The 17,081-nt window shown below is 61.0% G+C and carries 15 protein-coding genes; 9 read left to right on the top strand and 6 right to left on the bottom strand.

The features are described from left to right. The first annotated feature begins 131 nt into the window (after window positions 1-131). Window positions 132-1,079: a LysR substrate-binding domain-containing protein gene (locus ACQY47_RS09340; RefSeq protein WP_017135169.1), complete on the top strand. Its 948-nt coding sequence runs from the start codon at window positions 132-134 to the stop codon at window positions 1,077-1,079. Between the two features lie 212 nt (window positions 1,080-1,291). Further along, window positions 1,292-1,702, top strand: a complete 411-nt coding sequence (locus ACQY47_RS09335) for an HPF/RaiA family ribosome-associated protein (protein ID WP_017135168.1) — start codon at window positions 1,292-1,294, stop codon at window positions 1,700-1,702. Window positions 1,703-1,760: 58 nt separating this feature from the next. Here the strand turns inward: ACQY47_RS09335 and ACQY47_RS09330 are convergent, their stop codons facing one another. Beyond that, window positions 1,761-3,272 (bottom strand): MFS transporter, encoded by a 1,512-nt coding sequence (locus tag ACQY47_RS09330; protein ID WP_428556988.1) that lies wholly within the window; start codon window positions 3,270-3,272, stop codon window positions 1,761-1,763. Between the two features lie 105 nt (window positions 3,273-3,377). On the opposite strand from ACQY47_RS09330, the gene ACQY47_RS09325 reads away from it, so the two are divergent. Beyond that, window positions 3,378-4,250 carry a LysR family transcriptional regulator gene (locus ACQY47_RS09325; RefSeq protein ID WP_138452567.1) on the top strand — a complete coding sequence of 291 codons (873 nt, stop codon included), beginning with the start codon at window positions 3,378-3,380 and terminating at the stop codon, window positions 4,248-4,250. 894 nt (window positions 4,251-5,144) lie between these two features. Here ACQY47_RS09325 and fecA read toward each other — a convergent pair. The 3 genes from fecA to ACQY47_RS09310 all read right to left on the bottom strand — a co-directional run bounded on the left by fecA (window position 5,145) and on the right by ACQY47_RS09310 (window position 9,001). Further along, on the bottom strand, window positions 5,145-7,481 hold the full coding sequence (gene fecA / locus ACQY47_RS09320) for a TonB-dependent Fe(3+) dicitrate receptor FecA (protein ID WP_428556987.1): 2,337 nt from the start codon (window positions 7,479-7,481) through the stop codon (window positions 5,145-5,147). 93 nt (window positions 7,482-7,574) lie between these two features. Then, a complete protein-coding gene (locus ACQY47_RS09315) occupies window positions 7,575-8,516 on the bottom strand; it encodes a FecR domain-containing protein (protein WP_428556986.1) in 942 nt (313 codons plus the stop codon). Then, complete coding sequence (locus ACQY47_RS09310) at window positions 8,513-9,001, bottom strand: sigma-70 family RNA polymerase sigma factor (RefSeq protein ID WP_099548693.1); 489 nt, start codon at window positions 8,999-9,001, stop codon at window positions 8,513-8,515. Before ACQY47_RS09310 ends, ACQY47_RS09315 begins: the two co-directional genes overlap by 4 nt. A gap of 171 nt (window positions 9,002-9,172) precedes the next feature. Here ACQY47_RS09310 and ACQY47_RS09305 point away from each other — a divergent pair, with 171 nt between their 5' ends. The 6 genes from ACQY47_RS09305 to ACQY47_RS09280 all read left to right on the top strand — a co-directional run bounded on the left by ACQY47_RS09305 (window position 9,173) and on the right by ACQY47_RS09280 (window position 15,443). Continuing rightward, a complete protein-coding gene (locus tag ACQY47_RS09305; protein ID WP_026013535.1) occupies window positions 9,173-9,475 on the top strand; it encodes a DUF3649 domain-containing protein in 303 nt (100 codons plus the stop codon). Further along, window positions 9,472-11,040 (top strand): PepSY-associated TM helix domain-containing protein, encoded by a 1,569-nt coding sequence (locus tag ACQY47_RS09300; RefSeq protein ID WP_428556985.1) that lies wholly within the window; start codon window positions 9,472-9,474, stop codon window positions 11,038-11,040. The genes ACQY47_RS09305 and ACQY47_RS09300 overlap by 4 nt, the downstream gene beginning before the upstream one ends. Next, on the top strand, window positions 11,041-11,367 hold the full coding sequence (locus tag ACQY47_RS09295; protein WP_017135159.1) for a DUF3325 domain-containing protein: 327 nt from the start codon (window positions 11,041-11,043) through the stop codon (window positions 11,365-11,367). A gap of 7 nt (window positions 11,368-11,374) precedes the next feature. Next, a complete protein-coding gene (locus ACQY47_RS09290) occupies window positions 11,375-11,953 on the top strand; it encodes an RNA polymerase sigma factor (RefSeq protein ID WP_017135158.1) in 579 nt (192 codons plus the stop codon). Further along, the gene (locus tag ACQY47_RS09285; RefSeq protein ID WP_428556984.1) at window positions 11,950-12,927 is read left to right on the top strand and encodes a FecR family protein; all 978 of its coding nucleotides are present in this window, start codon (window positions 11,950-11,952) and stop codon (window positions 12,925-12,927) included. The genes ACQY47_RS09290 and ACQY47_RS09285 overlap by 4 nt, the downstream gene beginning before the upstream one ends. Before the next feature lie 275 nt (window positions 12,928-13,202). Continuing rightward, window positions 13,203-15,443, top strand: a complete 2,241-nt coding sequence (locus ACQY47_RS09280) for a TonB-dependent receptor (RefSeq protein ID WP_428556983.1) — start codon at window positions 13,203-13,205, stop codon at window positions 15,441-15,443. 227 nt (window positions 15,444-15,670) lie between these two features. On the opposite strand, the gene ACQY47_RS09275 is transcribed toward ACQY47_RS09280, so the two are convergent. Both ACQY47_RS09275 and yejK read right to left on the bottom strand, forming a co-directional pair. Further along, window positions 15,671-16,021 (bottom strand): glutaredoxin family protein, encoded by a 351-nt coding sequence (locus tag ACQY47_RS09275; RefSeq protein ID WP_099548478.1) that lies wholly within the window; start codon window positions 16,019-16,021, stop codon window positions 15,671-15,673. Next, the gene (yejK, locus tag ACQY47_RS09270; protein ID WP_003171997.1) at window positions 16,021-17,025 is read right to left on the bottom strand and encodes a nucleoid-associated protein YejK; all 1,005 of its coding nucleotides are present in this window, start codon (window positions 17,023-17,025) and stop codon (window positions 16,021-16,023) included. The genes ACQY47_RS09275 and yejK overlap by 1 nt, the downstream gene beginning before the upstream one ends. Window positions 17,026-17,081: the final 56 nt, after the last annotated feature.

Raw genomic sequence — 17,081 nt, 5'->3', positions numbered from 1 at the left:
GCCTTACAAGCAATGGAGTAGAAATCGCTGCCATGTTTTGTAGAGCAGGCGGAATTGGCGCGATACTGAGCCTCTGGATCGGCACTGACCAACGAATTATCCTAAGACACCCTTTAGCAGGACTAAACGCTATGACTCGCCCTCTCCATGGCCAGACCTATGTCTGGCTGCACGTGTTTTCTTGCGCCGCGCGGCATTTGTCGTTCACCCGCTGCGCCGAAGAACTGCACATCACGCCGGGGGCGGTGAGCCAGCAAATTCGCCAGTTGGAAGAGCGCCTGGGCTTTCGGCTGTTTCATCGGCGCGCCCGTGGCGTGGAGTTGAGTGCCGAAGGGCAGAGGCTGGCGGCGACGGTGGGCGAGGCTTACGGCAGCATCGATGCGGAGTTGCAGCGGCTGGACGCGGGGATGATCAGCGGTACGTTGCGATTGCGTTCAATCCCGTCGTTTCTCGGCAAATGGCTGACCCCACGTTTGCCGCGTCTGCAGCAGCGCTTCCCGGATATCCAACTGCGCATGGTCGCCGAAGACAGCAGCATCGCCCTGCACGAGGGCGACTTCGACCTGGCCATCGACTTGAACGACGGCAGCTACCCCGGCCTGTTATCCACAGCCCTGCTCGATGAACAGATCTTTCCGGTGTGCGCGCCGAGCCTGCTGCGCGGGAGGCCGCCGCTGCATGGCCCGGCGGACCTGGTGCATTTCCCGCTGTTGCACGACATCACCGCGTGGCGTGGGAGTTATGAATACGCCGAGTGGGAGTTTTACCTGAATGCTATCGGCTACCACGACGCCGACGTGCGGCGCGGCCACACCTTCAACCGCAACCACCTGACCATCGAGGCGGCTATCGCGGGTATGGGCGTGGCGATTGCGCGGCGTACCTTGCTCAACGATGAGCTGGAGCGCGGCACCTTGATCGTGCCCTTTGGCCTGGCTGTGCCCAACCACAAACGTTATGTGCTGCTGTATGCACCGGGCGCGTTGAGCCACCCGGGTGTGCGTGCGGTGCATGACTGGCTGGTAGAGGAAGCAGGGATTTTTCGCGGATTGCACCCGTTGGGAGAGGGGCAATTGTAAGGTTCGCTGAGCGTAAGAAGATGTAACCAACTCCCCACCCTAACAGCGTTTTTGTTCGTCGTCAGGGTTAATTTGTAATGTGGGATTTATCTTTGCAAAGGGGTTGAAATGTTCTTCTGACTGCTCAATTGTGTAATCAAGAGGTCATGGTTTCACCACCCCGGTGTCGCAGTTGTGACCTCTCGCGAGCTAGCTGAAATAAGGGAAGAACTATGCAAATCCAAGTCAATAGCGATAACCATATTGAAAGCAGCATCCGACTGGAGGAGTGGGTACGTACTACCATTGAGAGCACGCTCGAACGTTATGAGGAAGACCTGACCCGCGTTGAGGTCTATCTGAAAGATGAAAACGGCGATAAGCCCGGCCCCCACGATCTGAGTTGCCGTCTGGAAGCACGGCCAAAGGGCCATCAACCACTGTCGGTCCTGCATAAGGCCGATACGCTGGAACAGGCGATCGATGGCGCCGCCACCAAGCTTGAGCATGCGCTGGAACATCTGTACGGCAAACTGCGCGGCAAACCACGCGCCGCAGGGCAGAGCCTGCCTGATACCAAGGCTGACGAGGCCGAGCTGGAAGAGGAATTTCTGGAAAACGAACAGGCTGCGCTTAACAGCTGATAGCTGAGTGTTTTTTCAACCCCAATAAACGGGCCTGCATCTGCAGGCCCGTTTTCGTTTAGCGGCGCTGCTGGAAGAAGTACCGGCTCAAGCCTGCCAATCCGCAAGCACCGAGGCCGGCAAAGAGCATGGCCCAGCCGGCGCCATGGCGCAGCGCGGCCTGGGCTTGCGCAGGTTCCAGTCCTGCTATATCCAGCTTGCCTGCTGCAATGTTCTGGCTGATGGTGGGCCAATCCAACGCCGTGGTGGCAGGCAGCAGGCTGGAAAGGTGATGGCCGATGCCCAGCAGCAGCACCAGCCCCATCAAGGCGATGTTCAGCGCCAGCGTGATCAGCCGCGCGCTGAGGTCGATACCCGAGGCCATGCCTGCGCGGTCGGCCGAGACGGCTCCGGTGGTGGTGTTGGTGGTCGGTGAGTTGGTCAGCGCCAGTCCCACGCCTGCTAACACACAGCTCAACAGCACTAAGACGATACTCGGTTGCTGCGCCGCATTGATCGCCGCCATGGCGATAAAACCTGCGCCCATCAAACCCAGGCCCAGCGGGATAATACGTTCGGCGCCGAAGCGCAGGGCCAGGCGTTCAGCCAGCGGCGGCACCAGCAAGGTCGGCAGCGTGTAGGCCAGCAAGGCCGCGCCGGTGGTCAGCGTGTCGTAGCCCAGGCCGGCCTGGAAGTAGAGCGGCAGGTAGATCATGAAGGGCCAGAAACTGAAATTCATGCCGATCGACCCCATCAGCGCGCCGTTGAAGCGCTGGATGCGCAACACCGAGAAATCGAACATCGGGTGCGCGCTGCGTCGCTCAACCACGATGAACAGCAACAGCCCGACCAGCGACAAACCGGCCCAGCCAAGCATCGCCGGGCTGCCGAAGCCGTTTTCGCTGCCCTGAGTAATGAAATACACCAGGGCGAACACCGACAGCGTCAAGGTCAGCATGCCGGCGATATCCAGCCGATGGCCGGCCGGGTCGCGGGATTCCTGCACACTGATGCGCAGCAGCAGCAAGGTCAGCAGCGTAAGCGGCACATGCACCAGGAACACCCAACGCCAGTCCGCGACTGCCAGAATCAAAGCGCCGACCATCGGCCCGAAGCCCAGGCCCACGCCTGCGATCACGCCCCATACTGCGAAGGCGCGCGCGCGTGCCGCCGGTTCGCGGAACTGGTGCGACAGAATGGCGAACTGGCAGATCATCATCGCCCCGGCGCCTATGCCTTGCACAAAGCGCGCGGCGATCAGTGTGGAAGCCTCATTGGCCAGCCCGCAGGCCAGCGAAGCCAATCCAAACAGCCACAGGCACAACACCAGCATGCGCCGCCGTCCAAAGCGGTCGGCCAGGGTGCCGGCGGCCATCAAGACGCTGGTGCAGGCCAGGGTGTAGGCGTTCATGATCCATTGCGCATCCTGAAAACCGGTGCCCAACTGCTGTTCCAGGGTTGGCAGGATGACCGGCACGCTGGAGATCTCCAGGCCGAACATCAATGCCACAAGGCACACGGCGGTGAGTGCCAGGCCATCTCTGGCGGTGCGCGGGGCACTGACGGCGGATACGGCGGCGGCGGGCGGCATGGGATATTCCTTTTGCTTGGGGGAGAGCGCTATTCTCGCGGGAGCAGAATTCTTTATTCGTGATAAGTTTTCCTTTGATAAGGGAATTAAGGGCGACAATTAAGCATGGCCACTCCGCGTTTTGATGGTGTTGAGCTCTTTCTGCAAGTCGTCGAGAGCGGCAACCTGACCGAGGCTGCCGAACGACTGAACCTTACGCGTTCGGCCGTGGGTAAAGGCCTGGCGCGCCTCGAAGCGCGCTTGGGCACTCGCCTGTTGCAGCGCTCCACCCGCCGCCAGCGTCTGACTGAGGATGGGCAGGCGTACTACGAACATTGTTTGCGTGCGCTGGCAGAGCTGGAAGCTGCCGAATCGGTGTTGGAGAGCGGCCGGCAACAGCCACGCGGGCGTTTAAGGGCGAGCTTGCCTTTGGCTTTCGGCCATCATTACGCGGCGCCAGCGTTGTGGGGGTTGATGGACCGTTACCCGGCGTTGGAGATCGAGATCTCGTTCTCTGACCGGCTGATCGATCTCGCACAGGAAGGCTTCGACGTGGCCGTGCGTATTGGTCCGCTGCCGGACACTGACCGCCTGAGTGCGCGTCGCCTGGGCGAACAGTCTGTTGGGCTGGCAGCTTCGCCGGCCTATTTGCAGCGGGTCGGGCCTATCGACTCTATCGATGACCTCGCCGCCCACCGAGGCATTGCCTACCGCTGCAATACCTCGCAGCGCCCCGGTGTGCCTTCGCTGTTGATGCTCGACGACCTCCAGGCCGTGGCCGATGCCGCGATTGCGGGCGTGGGCCTGGCCTGGTTGCCGAGCTGGTTGATTGCGCATTACGTGCTGCGCGGGCAACTGGAAGCGGTACTGCCAAGCCACCGCGACCAGCCTGCGCCGATCCACGTGATCTGGCCGACGGCCGCACACATGCCAGCCAAGACGCGCTGCGCCATCGACGCCTTGGTGGCCGGCACCCCGAGTTGCCTGGCAGGCAGTTAGAGTCGGCCAATGCAGATCTAAACGACAATGCCGATCCCCTGTGGGAGCTGTCGAGCTTTAGCGAGGCTGCGAAAGCGGTGGGGCAGGCAACTTATGTGTCGCCCGTGCCGCCGCCTTCGCAGCCTCGCTGGGGCTCGACAGCTCCCACATTGGATCTTTGTCGCTGGCGGGATTTGTGTATGACGCGATGGCCCTATGAACTGAGCTCTAACCGACACAGCCGATCCCCTGTGGGAGCTGTCGAGCTTTAGCGAGGCTGCGAAAGCGGTGGGTCAGGCAGCTTATGTTTCGCCAGTGCCGCCGCCTTCGCAGCCTCGCTGGGGCTCGACAGCTCCCACATTGGATCTTTGTCGCTGGCGGGATTTGTGTATGACGCGATGGCCCTATGAACTGAGCTCTAACCGACACAGCCGATCCCCTGTGGGAGCTGTCGAGCTTTAGCGAGGCTGCGAAAGCGGTGGGTCAGGCAACTTATACTTCGCCAATGCCGCCGCCTTCGCAGCCTCGCTGGGGCTCGACAGCTCCCACATTGGATCTTTGTCACTGGGGGGATTTGCGCATGCCTCGATGGCCCTGCGAACTGAGATCTAACCAACACAGCCGATCCCCTGTAGGAGCTGTCGAGCTTTAGCGAGGCTGCGAAAGCGGTGGGTCAGGCAGCTTATGTTTTGCCAGTGCCGCCGCCTTCGCAGCCTCGCCGGGGCTCGACAGCTCCCACATTGGATCTTTGTCGCTGGCGGGATTTGTGTATGACGCGATGGCCCTACGAACTGAGATCTAACCAACACAGCCGATCCCCTGTGGGAGCTGTCGAGCTTTAGCGAGGCTGCGAAAGCGGTGGGTCAGGCAGCTTATGTTTTGCCAGTGCCGCCGCCTTCGCAGCCTCGCCGGTACCTAAAACGCGATGGAGGTCTGCACGTACACCGTGCGCGGCTCGCCTACATATTTGCCTTTGTTGTTGTCGTCGAACGAGCGCGTGAAGTACTGCTTGTTGAAGATGTTTTTCACTCCGACCGCCACGTTCAAGTCCGACAGTTGCGGGCCGAAGTCATACGCTGCGCGGCTGCTGAACAGCATATAGCCGGGGATACGCCCGTTGGCGCCGTCGGCAGTTTCGGCCTGGGTGTTGGCGTTGTCGGCGAACTGGCTGCTCTGGTAGCTGCTGTCCACATTGAGTTTCCAGCGGCCTTCGGTGTAACCCACGCCCAGCGTGCCTTTGTGCTTGGACGAGAAGGGCACGCGGTTGCCTTTGTTCGGGCCGTCTTCGCGGATGGTCGCGTCCACATAGGCGTAGGTGGCGTACACGTCAAAGCCCGCGAGCGCGGGGCTCAAGCCGTCGAGGGCGTAGTTGATGCTCGACTCGACGCCCTGGTGGCGCGTTTCGCCACGGGCGATCACGGTGTCGTTGGTCTGGTTGCTGTCGTACTGGTTGTCGAAGTTGATCAGGAACGCGCCGATCTCCGCACGCAGGCTGCCGTTGTCGTAGCGCGTGCCGAGTTCCCAGGTGCGGGCTTTTTCCGGTTTTACTTCGCCGCTGCTCACACGGTTGGGCATCTGGCTGTATTGCACGCTGCCGAACGAACCTTCGGTGTTGGCGTAGAGGTTCCAGTCTTCGGTGAGGTGATAGAGCAGGTTCAACGCCGGCAGCGCGGTGTTGTAGTCGCCTTTGTATTTGACGTTGCTCAAGTTGTTGGTCTGCTGGGACTCGATCATCTCGTAGCGCACGCCCGGGGTGATGGTCCACTTGCCGATATCAATGCGGTCGTCGATGAAGAACGCATTGGCTTCGGTGGCGCCACGGGTGTCGCGGTCGTTGCGGCTGTTGGTGTTGGGCAGTTGCTGGTTGGCGCTGATCGGCGTGCGGTAGCGCATCTCATGGCCGGCTTCGCTGATGTAGCGGTAGCCAACGCCCACTTCATGGCTGGTAGGGCCAAGATCGAAGCCTTGGGCGAAGCGCGTTTCCAGGCCACGTACCCAGTATTCGCGCGGAGACAACGAGAGGAAGTTGCCCTGGTCCAGGTAGCCATTACGCAAGGTGGTGGTGAAGAAGGTGTTGGCAGTGAATTCGCGGCGGTCTTCCTGGTAACGGTAACCGGCGTTGAACATTGTGCGGCGGCCCCAGAACTTGTCGTAAGGGCGGGTGGATTGGTACGGGTCAGCCTTGTAGTCCTTGACGTTCAAGCCGCCGGGCATATCGGCCTGGCCTTCGTAGTACTGCGCCATGGCGTTGAAGCTGTTGGCGTCGTCCAGCTGGTATTTGCCCTTGAGGATCAGGTCGTCGATGCGCGTGTTGCTGTTTTCGCGCCAGTCGCCGCCACGCGTGCCGGAGTACAGGATCGCACCACCCAAACAGTTATCCGCGGTGCCGCCAGCCAGCAGGTTACCGGTGGTCTTGAAGCCGTCATGGCTGGAGGACGGGCTGGTCTCGGTCTGCAAACCGCCTTTGACGGTCGGCGCATCCGGGATTGCACGGGTCACGAAGTTGACGATGCCGCCGACGTTCTGCGGGCCGTAGCGCACGGCACCGCCACCGCGAACCACGTCTACGGCGTCCATGTTGCCCATGCTGATCGGCGCGAAGGACAACTGCGGCTGGCCATAGGGCGCGAACGGCACCGGAATGCCGTCCATCAACACGGTGGAGCGCGAGGCCAGGCGCGGGTTGAGGCCACGAATACCAAAGTTAAGCGCCATGTCATGGCTGCCGGTGCCGTTGTTTTCCGGGGCGTTGACGCCGGGGATGCGGTTGAGCACATCGCGGGCCTGGGTGGCACCTTGGCGTTCGAACTCTTCGCGGCGGATCACATCACGGGCGCCAGGGTGCTCGAACACATTGGTTTGCGCCGCATCGCCAAGCCAGTTACCGACCACGCTGGAGGTTTGCAGCTCCACGGTCGCAGCCGCACTGGCCGGTTGCAGGCTGTAGGCCTTGTCGCCCTCGGCGCGGGCTTGCAGGCCGGTGCCTTCCAGCAGTTTTTGCAGGCCTTCGTCGGCGCTGTAATTGCCCGACAAACCACGGCTCTGCAGGCCGGCCGTGACTTGCGAACCGAACGAAATCAGCACGCCAGCTTCGCGACCAAATTGATTCAGCGCCGCTTCCAGCGAGGCCGGTGCGATGTGATACGGCTTGGCCTCGGCCGCCACCACCTGAGGCAGTACGGTAAAACTGAGGCTGGCGCCCAGTAACAGTTGGCGCAAGGTGCGGGCGAGAGGGGTCGGCTGCTGGGGCATGACGTGCGGTCCTGAGAAGGAAGGATCAAGGTGGCTTTCCTTCTCTGTCACGCGAGGTGTGGAAAACGGCTCACTGTTATTGAAAATAATTTTTCAGGCGCGGGCCTGAACGGTCACCCAGTAACGGGTAAAGCGCCGCACTTTGACCGGCAGGCTGACTTCCAACAGGTCGAGAATGCGCTCGCTGTCATCCAATGGATAACTGCCGGACAACAGCAGGTTGGCCACTTGCGGGTCACAGTTGAGCTGGCCCCGGCGATAACGGCCAAGCTCTGTGAGGAAATCTTCCAGGCGCATATGCGCCGCCACCAGCATGCCTTCGGCCCAGGCGCCGCTGTTGGCGTCGTTCGGGCGCGGCGTGTCCCAGCCTTTGCGGGTGAAATTGACCTGGCGCGCGGCCTCGACGGTCAACGGCAAACCGCTGTAGCTGTTGGGCATGACCTCAACATTCCCTTCAAACACCGCCAGTTGGGTATGGTCGTTGAACTGGCGTACGTTCAGCCGGGCCGCCTGGCTGCTGAGCAAACCCTGGCCGGTGAGTACGCGCAGTGGTGTATCACCTGTGCGTGCAGTCAGCAGGATCTCGCCTTCAAGCAAGCGGATCAGGCGCTGCTGCCGATCAAAATGCACATCCACCGCACTGCCGGTATTGAGCTGCAACTGGCTGCCATCGGCCAATTGCACCTTGCGTCGTTGGCCCACAGGGCTTCGGTAGTCGGCGCTCAAGGGCGGCAAAATATGCTGTTGGCGCAAGCCCCATGCGGCGGCTGAACCCGCGCCGAGAATCAGCAACAGCTTCAGGGCCTGGCGTCGGCTACTCGATTGCGGCGCGTTCAGCGCTGCGTGAGCGAGAGGCGAGGGCATGCCACGCAGGCGCTGGTTGACGCGTTGGATATGGTCCCATGCGCGCTGATGTTCACTGTGGGCATTCAGCCAGTGCTGCCACGCCGCTTGCTGGCGCGGGTTAAGCGCACCTTGCTGCATTTTCATCAGCCAGTGCACAGCCTGTTCCGCAACCTGGGTAGAAAAGTTCATAGGGCGAAGTAGCAGCGCATCGCTGCTTTATTCAGATGGCGTTTGACCGTGGCAATGGAGATGCCCAGTTCGGCGCCGATTTGCGCGTAGGTCAGGCCGTCGAGCTGGGCCAGCAGGAAGGCGCGCTTGACCTGCACGGGCAGGCCGTCGAGCAGTTGGTCCAGCTCCACCAGCGTTTGCAGGATGATGGCGCGGTCTTCTTCCGAGGGCGCCACGTGTTCGGGCATCTGCGCGAGGGCATCGAGGTAGGCGCGCTCCAGGTCCTGGCGGCGGTAGAAGTTGAACAGCACACGTTTGGCCACGGTGGTGAGGAAGGCGCGTGGCTCGATCAGCGTGGGGGCTTCGCGGGCCGTGAGCACTCGGATGAAGGTGTCTTGCGCCAGGTCCGCCGCGCTTTGCGGGCAGCCGAGTTTGCGTCGCAACCAGCCGGTAAGCCAGAGGTGATGGTCGTGGTACAGGACTTCGACGGTGTTGGACGGCTGCAACGCGTTCACTCCGAAAGTATCAATGCACTTTAGAGAACAAGAATTGTTCGCATTGTAAGGGGCGTGATACGCGTTCGGCAATCCATGCGGGCAGGTGATTCATCCGTTCTCTTTTGCTTATGAGAATATTTATCATTAATATTGCGCGCTGATGAATCTGGCGTCTCCCCGATGAAAAGCAAACCCTCACTGGCCGTCTCTTACCGCCTCGCCGTCACCTCGCGTGCATTGGCCGCTGTGGTCGGCGGCTATCTGATGGCGTCCTTGGCGGCCGTGTGTATGGCGCTGTGGATGCCCACCTCGCGCGCCGACGCGGTGATCACCGGGATGATGAGTTCGTTTGTGTTCTATCTGCTGGCCGTCATCTGGTGCTTCGCCTGCCGCACAGCCTCGCGCGCCTGGTTTGGCGTGATGCTGCCGAGCGCGTTATTTGCCACCCTGGCGGGCGTGGGTTTTTGGATGGCACGCACATGAAAGAGGGCTTTCGCCAGGCGATGGCCTGGTTGCACACCTGGGCCGGCCTGATCTTCGGCTGGCTGCTGTTTGCGATTTTTCTGACCGGCACCCTGGCCTATTTCAAGGACGAAATTACCCACTGGATGCAGCCCGAAGTGCAGGCCCATCCGCTGGACGCGGCGCGCAGCCTCGCCGCCGCGCAAACCTATCTGCAGCAACAGGCGCCCAACGCCGCGCGCTGGTTTATCACCCTGCCCAACAGCCGTGACCCTGGCCTGTCGGTGATGTGGCAAGACAAGATCGACCCCGGCAAACGCGGCAACTTTATCCAGAAAGTCCTCGACCCTGTCAGCGCTCAACCGGTCCAGGCTCGCGAAAGCATGGGCGGCGATTTCTTCTACCGCTTCCACTTCCAGCTGCAAATGCCTTACCCATGGGGCCGCTGGCTGTCGACGATCGCCGCGATGGTGATGTTCGTCGCGCTGATCACCGGGATCATCACCCACAAGAAAATCTTCAAGGACTTCTTCACCTTCCGCCCACGCAAGGGCCAGCGCTCCTGGCTCGACGGGCATAACGCGGTGGGCGTACTGGTGCTGCCGTTTCACCTGATGATCACCTACAGCAGCCTGGTGATCTTCATGAACATGGTGATGCCTGCGCCGATCCTTGCCTCGTATGGCGACGACAGCCGTGCGTTCTTTAATGAAGTGTTCCCCAATACCAACAATGCGCCGGCGCTCGGCCAGCCGGGTAAGTTGCTGCCATTACTGCCGATGTACGAGCAGGCGCGCACGCAATGGGCCGGTGGGCATGTGGGCCGTTTGGTGGTTAACAACCCTGGCGATGTGAACGCGTCGGTCAATGTGGTGCGCGCCGGCTCCGACCGTGTGGTACATGATTTTGGCAGCAGCGTGTCATTCAGCGGCACCACCGGCGAGTTGCTGCGGGTCAGTGGCGAACAATCGCTGCCGGCGGCGATTGGCGGCAGTTTCTATGGCCTGCACATGGGCCATTTCGCCGGCCCGGTGCTGCGCTGGCTGTACTTTATCTGCGGTCTGGCGGGCACGGCGATGATCGGCACCGGCCTGGTGATCTGGCTGGGCAAGCGCCAGCTCAAGCACGCTAAAACCGGGGCGATGCCGTTTGAACTGCGGCTGGTGGAAGTGCTCAACATCGCCAGCATGTCTGGCTTGATGATCGCCATCGCGGCGTTTTTCTGGGCCAACCGCCTGTTGCCGATCAGCTTCGCCGAGCGTTCCGATTGGGAAATACAAACATTCTTTATCGCCTGGGGCCTGAGCCTGCTGCACGCCGTATTGCGCCGTGGTCGCCAGGCTTGGGTCGAGCAACTGAGCTTCGCTGCGCTGCTGTTTGTGGCGATCCCTCTGCTCAACGCACTGACCACCTCGCAGCACTTGGGTACGTCATTGGCCAACGGTGACTGGGCCATGGCCGGCTTCGACCTGACCTGCCTGGCCAGCGGCCTGTTCCTCACCTGGGCGGCGTGGAAGATGCAACACCGCACGCAACCCAAGGCCGAACGTGTGCGGGCAATGACGCTCAAGCAGGAGGCGCACTGAATGCTGCTCGCCCTGTTGATGTGCTACGCCGGGTTTACCGCGTTGTGCCTGGCCACCGACCGCCATCACGGCGAGTTGCTGCACAGCAAGCCGTCGCCCGCGCGGCGCTCAAGCCTGCGCATGGCCGGTTGGTTGTTGCTGGGCGTGTCGATCTGGCCCGCCGTCGCCGCTTCAGGTTGGGCTCAAGGGTTGGTGGAGTGGTGCGCGGTGTTGATGCTCAGCGCGCTGCTGCTGGTGTTGCTGTTGCCGTATCGGCCAAGGCTGGTCTTGATTCTGGCGGGCGCCGGCCTGCTGGTCAGCCCTGTGGCGGCCTTCGCCTTATGCTGAGCCAGTGATGATGATCAGCACGCCACCCGAATCCCAGGACAGCCCGCACACCGATGCGGCCGGTGGACGTGCGCATTTTTTGCAGGTGTTTTTGTCCCAGCGTTCGCAAATGGAAGCCTTGGTCAGCCGCCGGGTGGGGTGCCGCGCCACGGCGGCTGATTTGGTACAGGATTTATTCCTGCGGTTCTGGCGCCGCCCGTTGGTGCAGGTCGAAGAACTCAGCACTTACTTGCTGCGCTGCGCCGGCAACATTGCCATCGACCATTTGCGCAGCGAAGGCGCCCGCGTGCGCAGCAGCGAAGGCTGGCTGCCGGAGCAACAGGACAATCAGGGCTGCGAACCCCAGGCGGCACTCGAAGCGGGCAATGATCTGCGCCATGTCGAAGCCGCCTTGCGCAGCCTGCCGGAGCGCACGCGGCAGATTTTTTTGCTCAACCGTATTCATGGCCGCAAGTACGCCGAAATCGCCAAGGCCATGGGCTTGTCCCAAAGCGCAGTGGAAAAACATATGATGCGTGCCCTTGAAGCCTGCAAGGCCAGCCTTCGCGAACCATCGCCCCCACGCACGCCAGGGAAAGCACCGTGAACGTCACCCCCACGCCCGCCCAGGAGCAGGCCGCACTCGACTGGCTGAGCCTGTTACACGACCAGCCCAGCAGTGGCGACCAGGCCACCTTCAGCCGCTGGTTGCGGGCCGATCCTGCCCACGTCGAGGCTTATTCCCAGGCCCAGGTGCTGTGGGAGTTAAGCGAAGTACCGGCGCGCACACTGGCGGGCGAAGACGCCCTGGCCTTGCAGGGTTACCTCAACGCGATGAACACCTCGAAACGTTCGCGCGGCGTTCGCTGGTCCGGCGCCTTGGCCATGGCCGCGTGCCTGCTGGTGATGGTGTCGATGGGCGCCGGGTGGCAGCCGTCGCGTTGGGTTGATGACTTCGGCGCCGATTACGTGACCGCACCGGGGGAAGTGAAGACCGTGACCCTGGCCGACCAGTCCCAAGTGACCCTGGATGCCGACAGCGCCATCGCCGTGGATTTCAGCCACGGTGAGCGGCATATCCAGCTGCGTCGCGGTGCCGGTTTTTTTAGCGTGACCCACACCGGCCAGTCCTTTGTGGTCGAGGCCGGCAGTGGTGAAGCGCGGGTGTTGGGCACACAGTTCGAAGTGCGCCTGCAACCGGCGGGCGCGCAAGTGACGGTGTTGTCCGGTCGGGTTGGCGTGACGCCATCCTGGCAAGGCCAACAGCAAATTCTGACCGCAGGCCAGCAAGTGGCTTACGCCGACGGCGTGGTCGAAGCGATGCACGCGGTCGACAGTGAATCCCGCCTGGCCTGGCGTGACGGTTGGCTCAATTACTACAAAGCGCCGTTGGCTGACGTGGTCGAGGACCTGAGTCGTTACTATCCGGGGCGCATTCTGTTGCTGAACGACGAGATGGGCGCCAAGCGTGTCAGTGGCAGCTTTCCGAGCAAGGACCCAGTGGCGGTTTTAAATGCCCTGCAGGCGGTGCTGGGTTTTGAACAGCACACACTATTAGGCCGAATGATTGTGTTGCGTTAGACACGAACGGTTTGCTGGCCACCTTCTTTTACAACTGTTTCCCTCGCGATCATTTCCTGCCGGCAGTTACAGGCCAGGTATCACGCTGCCTGTAGATCCTTCACTTAACCTTCATCGCAATTGCCAAAACCTGTCACCAAACCGTTACACGTGCCAAGGATGATCCTCGGATTCCTGAGCAGATGGTCAGGAAGGCTGGCGTCGCCGTTCACCCGGTTCTGACAGCCAGTACCGCCCTCCATAACAACAGATAGATGCACGTAAGGGATCTACTTGTGAAGATCAACACACTCTCTGCCCTGCTGTTTGCATCGGGCCTAGGTAGCTTTGCGCCATTGGTTTTGGCAGACACCACGCAGGACGTTGGTTCGGTAGACATCGCGGGTAAACAGACCCTCGGCAACGGCCATATGATCCGCGAAGAAAGTGCCAAGGCGCGGTCGACGGTGACCAAGGAAGCCATGGACCAGATGTCGTCGACTGCCAACGCCATCGACAAGCTCAAATACACGCCGGGCATCAACGTTTCCAGTGATGACGCCAGTGGCACCAGCGGCACCAACTTCACCATGCGCGGCATGAACTCCGACCAGATCGGGGTTTCTGTCGACGGCGTGCCGATCAACGATTCGGGCAACTACAGCGTCTACTCCAACCAATTGGGCGACCCGGAAAACCTTGCGGAAGTATTCGCAACCCAGGGATCTTCGGAAGCAGACGGCCCGCACATCGGTTCCAGTGGCGGCAACATCGGCATGATCACGATTCGGCCGACCAAAGAGGCCGGATTGTTCGCCAAGCAGATCGTCGGCGCCAACGACTTGCGCAAGACGTTCGTGCGGGTCAATACCGGCGATTTCGGCGGCCTCAAGACCTGGGTCTCGGCGTCGCACCTGGAAGGCGACAAGTGGCGTGGCAAAGGCACCCTGCGCAGCGACAAGGTCGAGTGGAGCAGCCTGTTCGAAGACGGCAGCGGCAACTCCACACTGGCCACGATCAAGTACAACAACCAGGAAAACTACAACTACAACTCCTTGAGCAAGTCGCAGTTCGACACGGATGGGCGGCGCAAGGACTACTCGGAAACCCCGGTGTACAAATCCGGTTTGCTGTCGTCTTCCTACAAGCTCAATCGCAACCCCTTCGAAAGCGTCAACGCCACGCTCACCCAGCGCTGGCAGTTGCAGGACAACCTGGCGCTGACGGTCACGCCCTATTACTACTGGGCTAACGGTGGCAGTTTCAGCGGCCAGACCGCATCGAACCTGGGGCCGAAGTCCGACAAGGCTGGCAACTACGACCTGAGCAACCTCAAATCGCTCAACTACTACCGCCCTTCGTGGACCGAAACCTGGCGCCCAGGCGTTACCGCCAAAATGAAATGGGACATCAACGAAGAACACAGCCTGGACTACGGCTACTGGTATGAGCGCGCACGCCAGCGCCAGAGCCAGCCGTTTATCGGCATCAACGGCGAAGGCGCACCCGATGACGTGTGGGGCGACTACAACGGCGGCGGCCAGGTGGTCGACAAGAACGGCGCGACGGTACAAGGCCGTCATTACTACACCGTCACGCCGGCGCAGAAGCTCTGGGTGCAGGACAGCTGGCAAGCCACGCCAGACCTGAGTTTTGTCGGCGGCGTGGCCTATCAGTACGTCGAGCGTGACGGCAACAACCTGGGCAGCCTCTACGACAAGCCGGAAAAACGTAACACCCGTTACCACCAGTTCCTGCCGAACTTCAGCGCCAAGTACCAGATCGACGAGAGCAACCAGGCGTTCTACAACGTCACCCGCAACATGCGCACACCGCCGAACTACGTGCTGTACAACAAAGGCGATTCGGTAAGCCTCAAGCCTGAGTTGAGCTGGAACCAGGAACTGGGCTGGCGCTTCACCGAAGACGATGTGGCGCTGAGCGCGACGCTGTTCTACATCAGCTTCAAGGACCGCCAGTTGTCGACCACCGACCTCAACGGCGACTACGCGGTAATCAACGTCGGCAAAGTCGACAACAAAGGCCTGGAGCTGGAGTGGAGCGGGCTGTTGCCGCATCACTTCAACTACTACGCGTCCTACACCTACACCCAGTCTGAACAGAAAGACAATCTGCTCAGCAAGAACGTGTTGTTGCCCACCGCCGGCAAGCAGCTGGCCAACGTGCCGGAAAACATGTTCAACCTGGTGTTTGGCTACGACGACTCGCGCTTCTACGGCAACGTTGCCGGCAAATACGTAGGCAGTTTCTACGGCGATTTGACCAACGACGAAAAAATCTCCGGGCGTACCGTGGTCGACCTCAACGCGGGTATCTATTTGCCGGTGGACAAGAAAGTCATCAAATCCGCGACCCTGCGGCTGTCGATGCTTAACGTCTTCGACAAGGAATACCTGAGCTCGGCACGCACCGTGTCGTTTAACTCGGCGCCGGTAAAAGGCCTGGCGCCAAGTACGGCGTATTACAACGTGGGTGAAGAGCGCACGGCGATGGTGTCGCTGGAAGCCAACTTCTAAAGACGCTGCAGAACTGAATGTGGGAGCTCGCTTATGTGGGAGCTGGCTTTTTGTGGGAGCTGGCTTGCCTGCGATGCAGGCAACTCGGTCTGTCAGTTACTGCGCGGTGATGCTATCGCAGGCAAGCCAGCTCCCACACAAGCCAGCTCCCACACAAGCCAGCTCCCACAAAAGCCAGCTCTCCTACAAACCAGCTCCCACACAAGCGGGATGCTGCAACGGTGGGGTTATTTCAAGGCAGCCATGATCGCATCCGGGTTGTAATCGCGAATGAGCGTGCCATTGACCTCCACAAACGGAATCCCGCCGCCGCCCAGCGCCTCATACGCCTTGCGCGCCTGGGCATCCTTCTCGATATCGAACGCCTGGTACGGCACACCTTTCTGATCCAGAAAGCGCCGGATCTGCTTGCAGTAGCCGCACCACTCGGTGGAGTAGAGCACCACGCGCGCTGAGGCGCGTACCTGCTCCGAAACCACCTGCGAGGGGTTGAACAGCCGCTCGATCTTGCCCCAGTGCTGAATCACCACCACCACCAGCAATACCAACAGGACTTTCTTGAGTACCCCGCCCAGCATCAGTTACGGCGCTTGAGCTGGTCGGTCAGTTGGGTCGGCAGGCCCTTGATGATCAAGGTGCCGGCGGCTTCGTCGTACTCGATCTTGTCACCCAACAGGTGCGCCTCAAAGCTGATGGACAAGCCTTCGGCGCGGCCGGTGAAGCGGCGGAACTGGTTGAGGGTGCGCTTGTCGGCCGGAATTTCCGGCGACAGGCCGTAGTCCTTGTTGCGGATATGGTCGTAGAACGCTTTTGGCCGATCTTCATCGATCAAGCCCGACAGCTCTTCCAGGCCCATCGGCTCGCCGAGCTTGGCCTGGCTGCTCGCGTAGTCCACCAGGGTTTTGGTCTTTTCGCGGGCGGATTCGTCCGGCAGGTCTTCGCTTTCAACAAAGTCACTGAAGGCCTTGAGCAGGGTGCGGGTCTCGCCCGGGCCGTCGACGCCCTCCTGGCAGCCGATAAAGTCGCGGAAGTACTCCGAAACCTTCTTGCCGTTCTTGCCCTTGATAAACGAGATGTACTGTTTGGACTGTTTGTTGTTCTGCCACTCGGAGACGTTGATGCGCGCCGCCAGGTGCAACTGGCCAAGGTCCAGGTGCCGCGACGGGGTCACGTCCAGCTCATCGGTCACTGCCACGCCTTCGCTGTGGTGCAGCAGGGCGATGGCCAGGTAATCGGTCATGCCTTGTTGATAGTGGGCAAACAGCACGTGGCCGCCGGTGGAGAGGTTGGATTCCTCCATCAGCTTTTGCAGGTGCTCGACCGCCGTGCGGCTGAAGGTGGTGAAATCCTGGCCACCGTCGAAATACTCCTTCAACCAGCCGCTGAACGGGTGCGCGCCGGATTCGGCATGGAAGAAACCCCAGGCCTTGCCTTGTTTGGCGTTGTAGCTCTCGTTGAGGTCGGCCAGCATGTTCTCGATGGCGGCCGATTCGGACAACTCAGAATCGCGGGCATGCAGAACTGCAGGTGTGCCGTCGGGTTTTTTGTCGATCAAGTGAACAATGCAATGACGGATCGGCATAGGCTTCTCGGCTGGTTGAAGGGGAGCGGTGGGCCTCCCCCAAAAGTCGCCCAGTG

The sequence above is a fragment of the Pseudomonas edaphica genome, from assembly GCF_965277385.1.
GTDB classification, from domain to species: domain Bacteria; phylum Pseudomonadota; class Gammaproteobacteria; order Pseudomonadales; family Pseudomonadaceae; genus Aquipseudomonas; species Aquipseudomonas edaphica.
The sequence above is the reverse complement of the archived record's forward strand: the minus strand, read 5'-3'. Positions and strand labels throughout refer to the sequence as shown.

Bases quoted from the DNA above. Each gene is read 5' to 3' on its own strand.
- ACQY47_RS09325 (WP_138452567.1), top strand. From the start codon at position 3,378: ATGGCCACTCCGCGTTTTGATGGTGTTGAGCTCTTTCTGCAAGTCGTC.
- ACQY47_RS09305 (WP_026013535.1), top strand. From the start codon at position 9,173: ATGAAAAGCAAACCCTCACTGGCCGTCTCTTACCGCCTCGCCGTCACC.
- ACQY47_RS09275 (WP_099548478.1), bottom strand. From the start codon at position 16,021: ATGCTGGGCGGGGTACTCAAGAAAGTCCTGTTGGTATTGCTGGTGGTG.
- ACQY47_RS09340 (WP_017135169.1), top strand. From the start codon at position 132: ATGACTCGCCCTCTCCATGGCCAGACCTATGTCTGGCTGCACGTGTTT.
- ACQY47_RS09295 (WP_017135159.1), top strand. From the start codon at position 11,041: ATGCTGCTCGCCCTGTTGATGTGCTACGCCGGGTTTACCGCGTTGTGC.
- ACQY47_RS09290 (WP_017135158.1), top strand. From the start codon at position 11,375: ATGATGATCAGCACGCCACCCGAATCCCAGGACAGCCCGCACACCGAT.
- fecA (WP_428556987.1), bottom strand. From the start codon at position 7,481: ATGCCCCAGCAGCCGACCCCTCTCGCCCGCACCTTGCGCCAACTGTTA.
- ACQY47_RS09335 (WP_017135168.1), top strand. From the start codon at position 1,292: ATGCAAATCCAAGTCAATAGCGATAACCATATTGAAAGCAGCATCCGA.
- ACQY47_RS09330 (WP_428556988.1), bottom strand. From the start codon at position 3,272: ATGCCGCCCGCCGCCGCCGTATCCGCCGTCAGTGCCCCGCGCACCGCC.
- yejK (WP_003171997.1), bottom strand. From the start codon at position 17,025: ATGCCGATCCGTCATTGCATTGTTCACTTGATCGACAAAAAACCCGAC.
- ACQY47_RS09315 (WP_428556986.1), bottom strand. From the start codon at position 8,516: ATGAACTTTTCTACCCAGGTTGCGGAACAGGCTGTGCACTGGCTGATG.
- ACQY47_RS09300 (WP_428556985.1), top strand. From the start codon at position 9,472: ATGAAAGAGGGCTTTCGCCAGGCGATGGCCTGGTTGCACACCTGGGCC.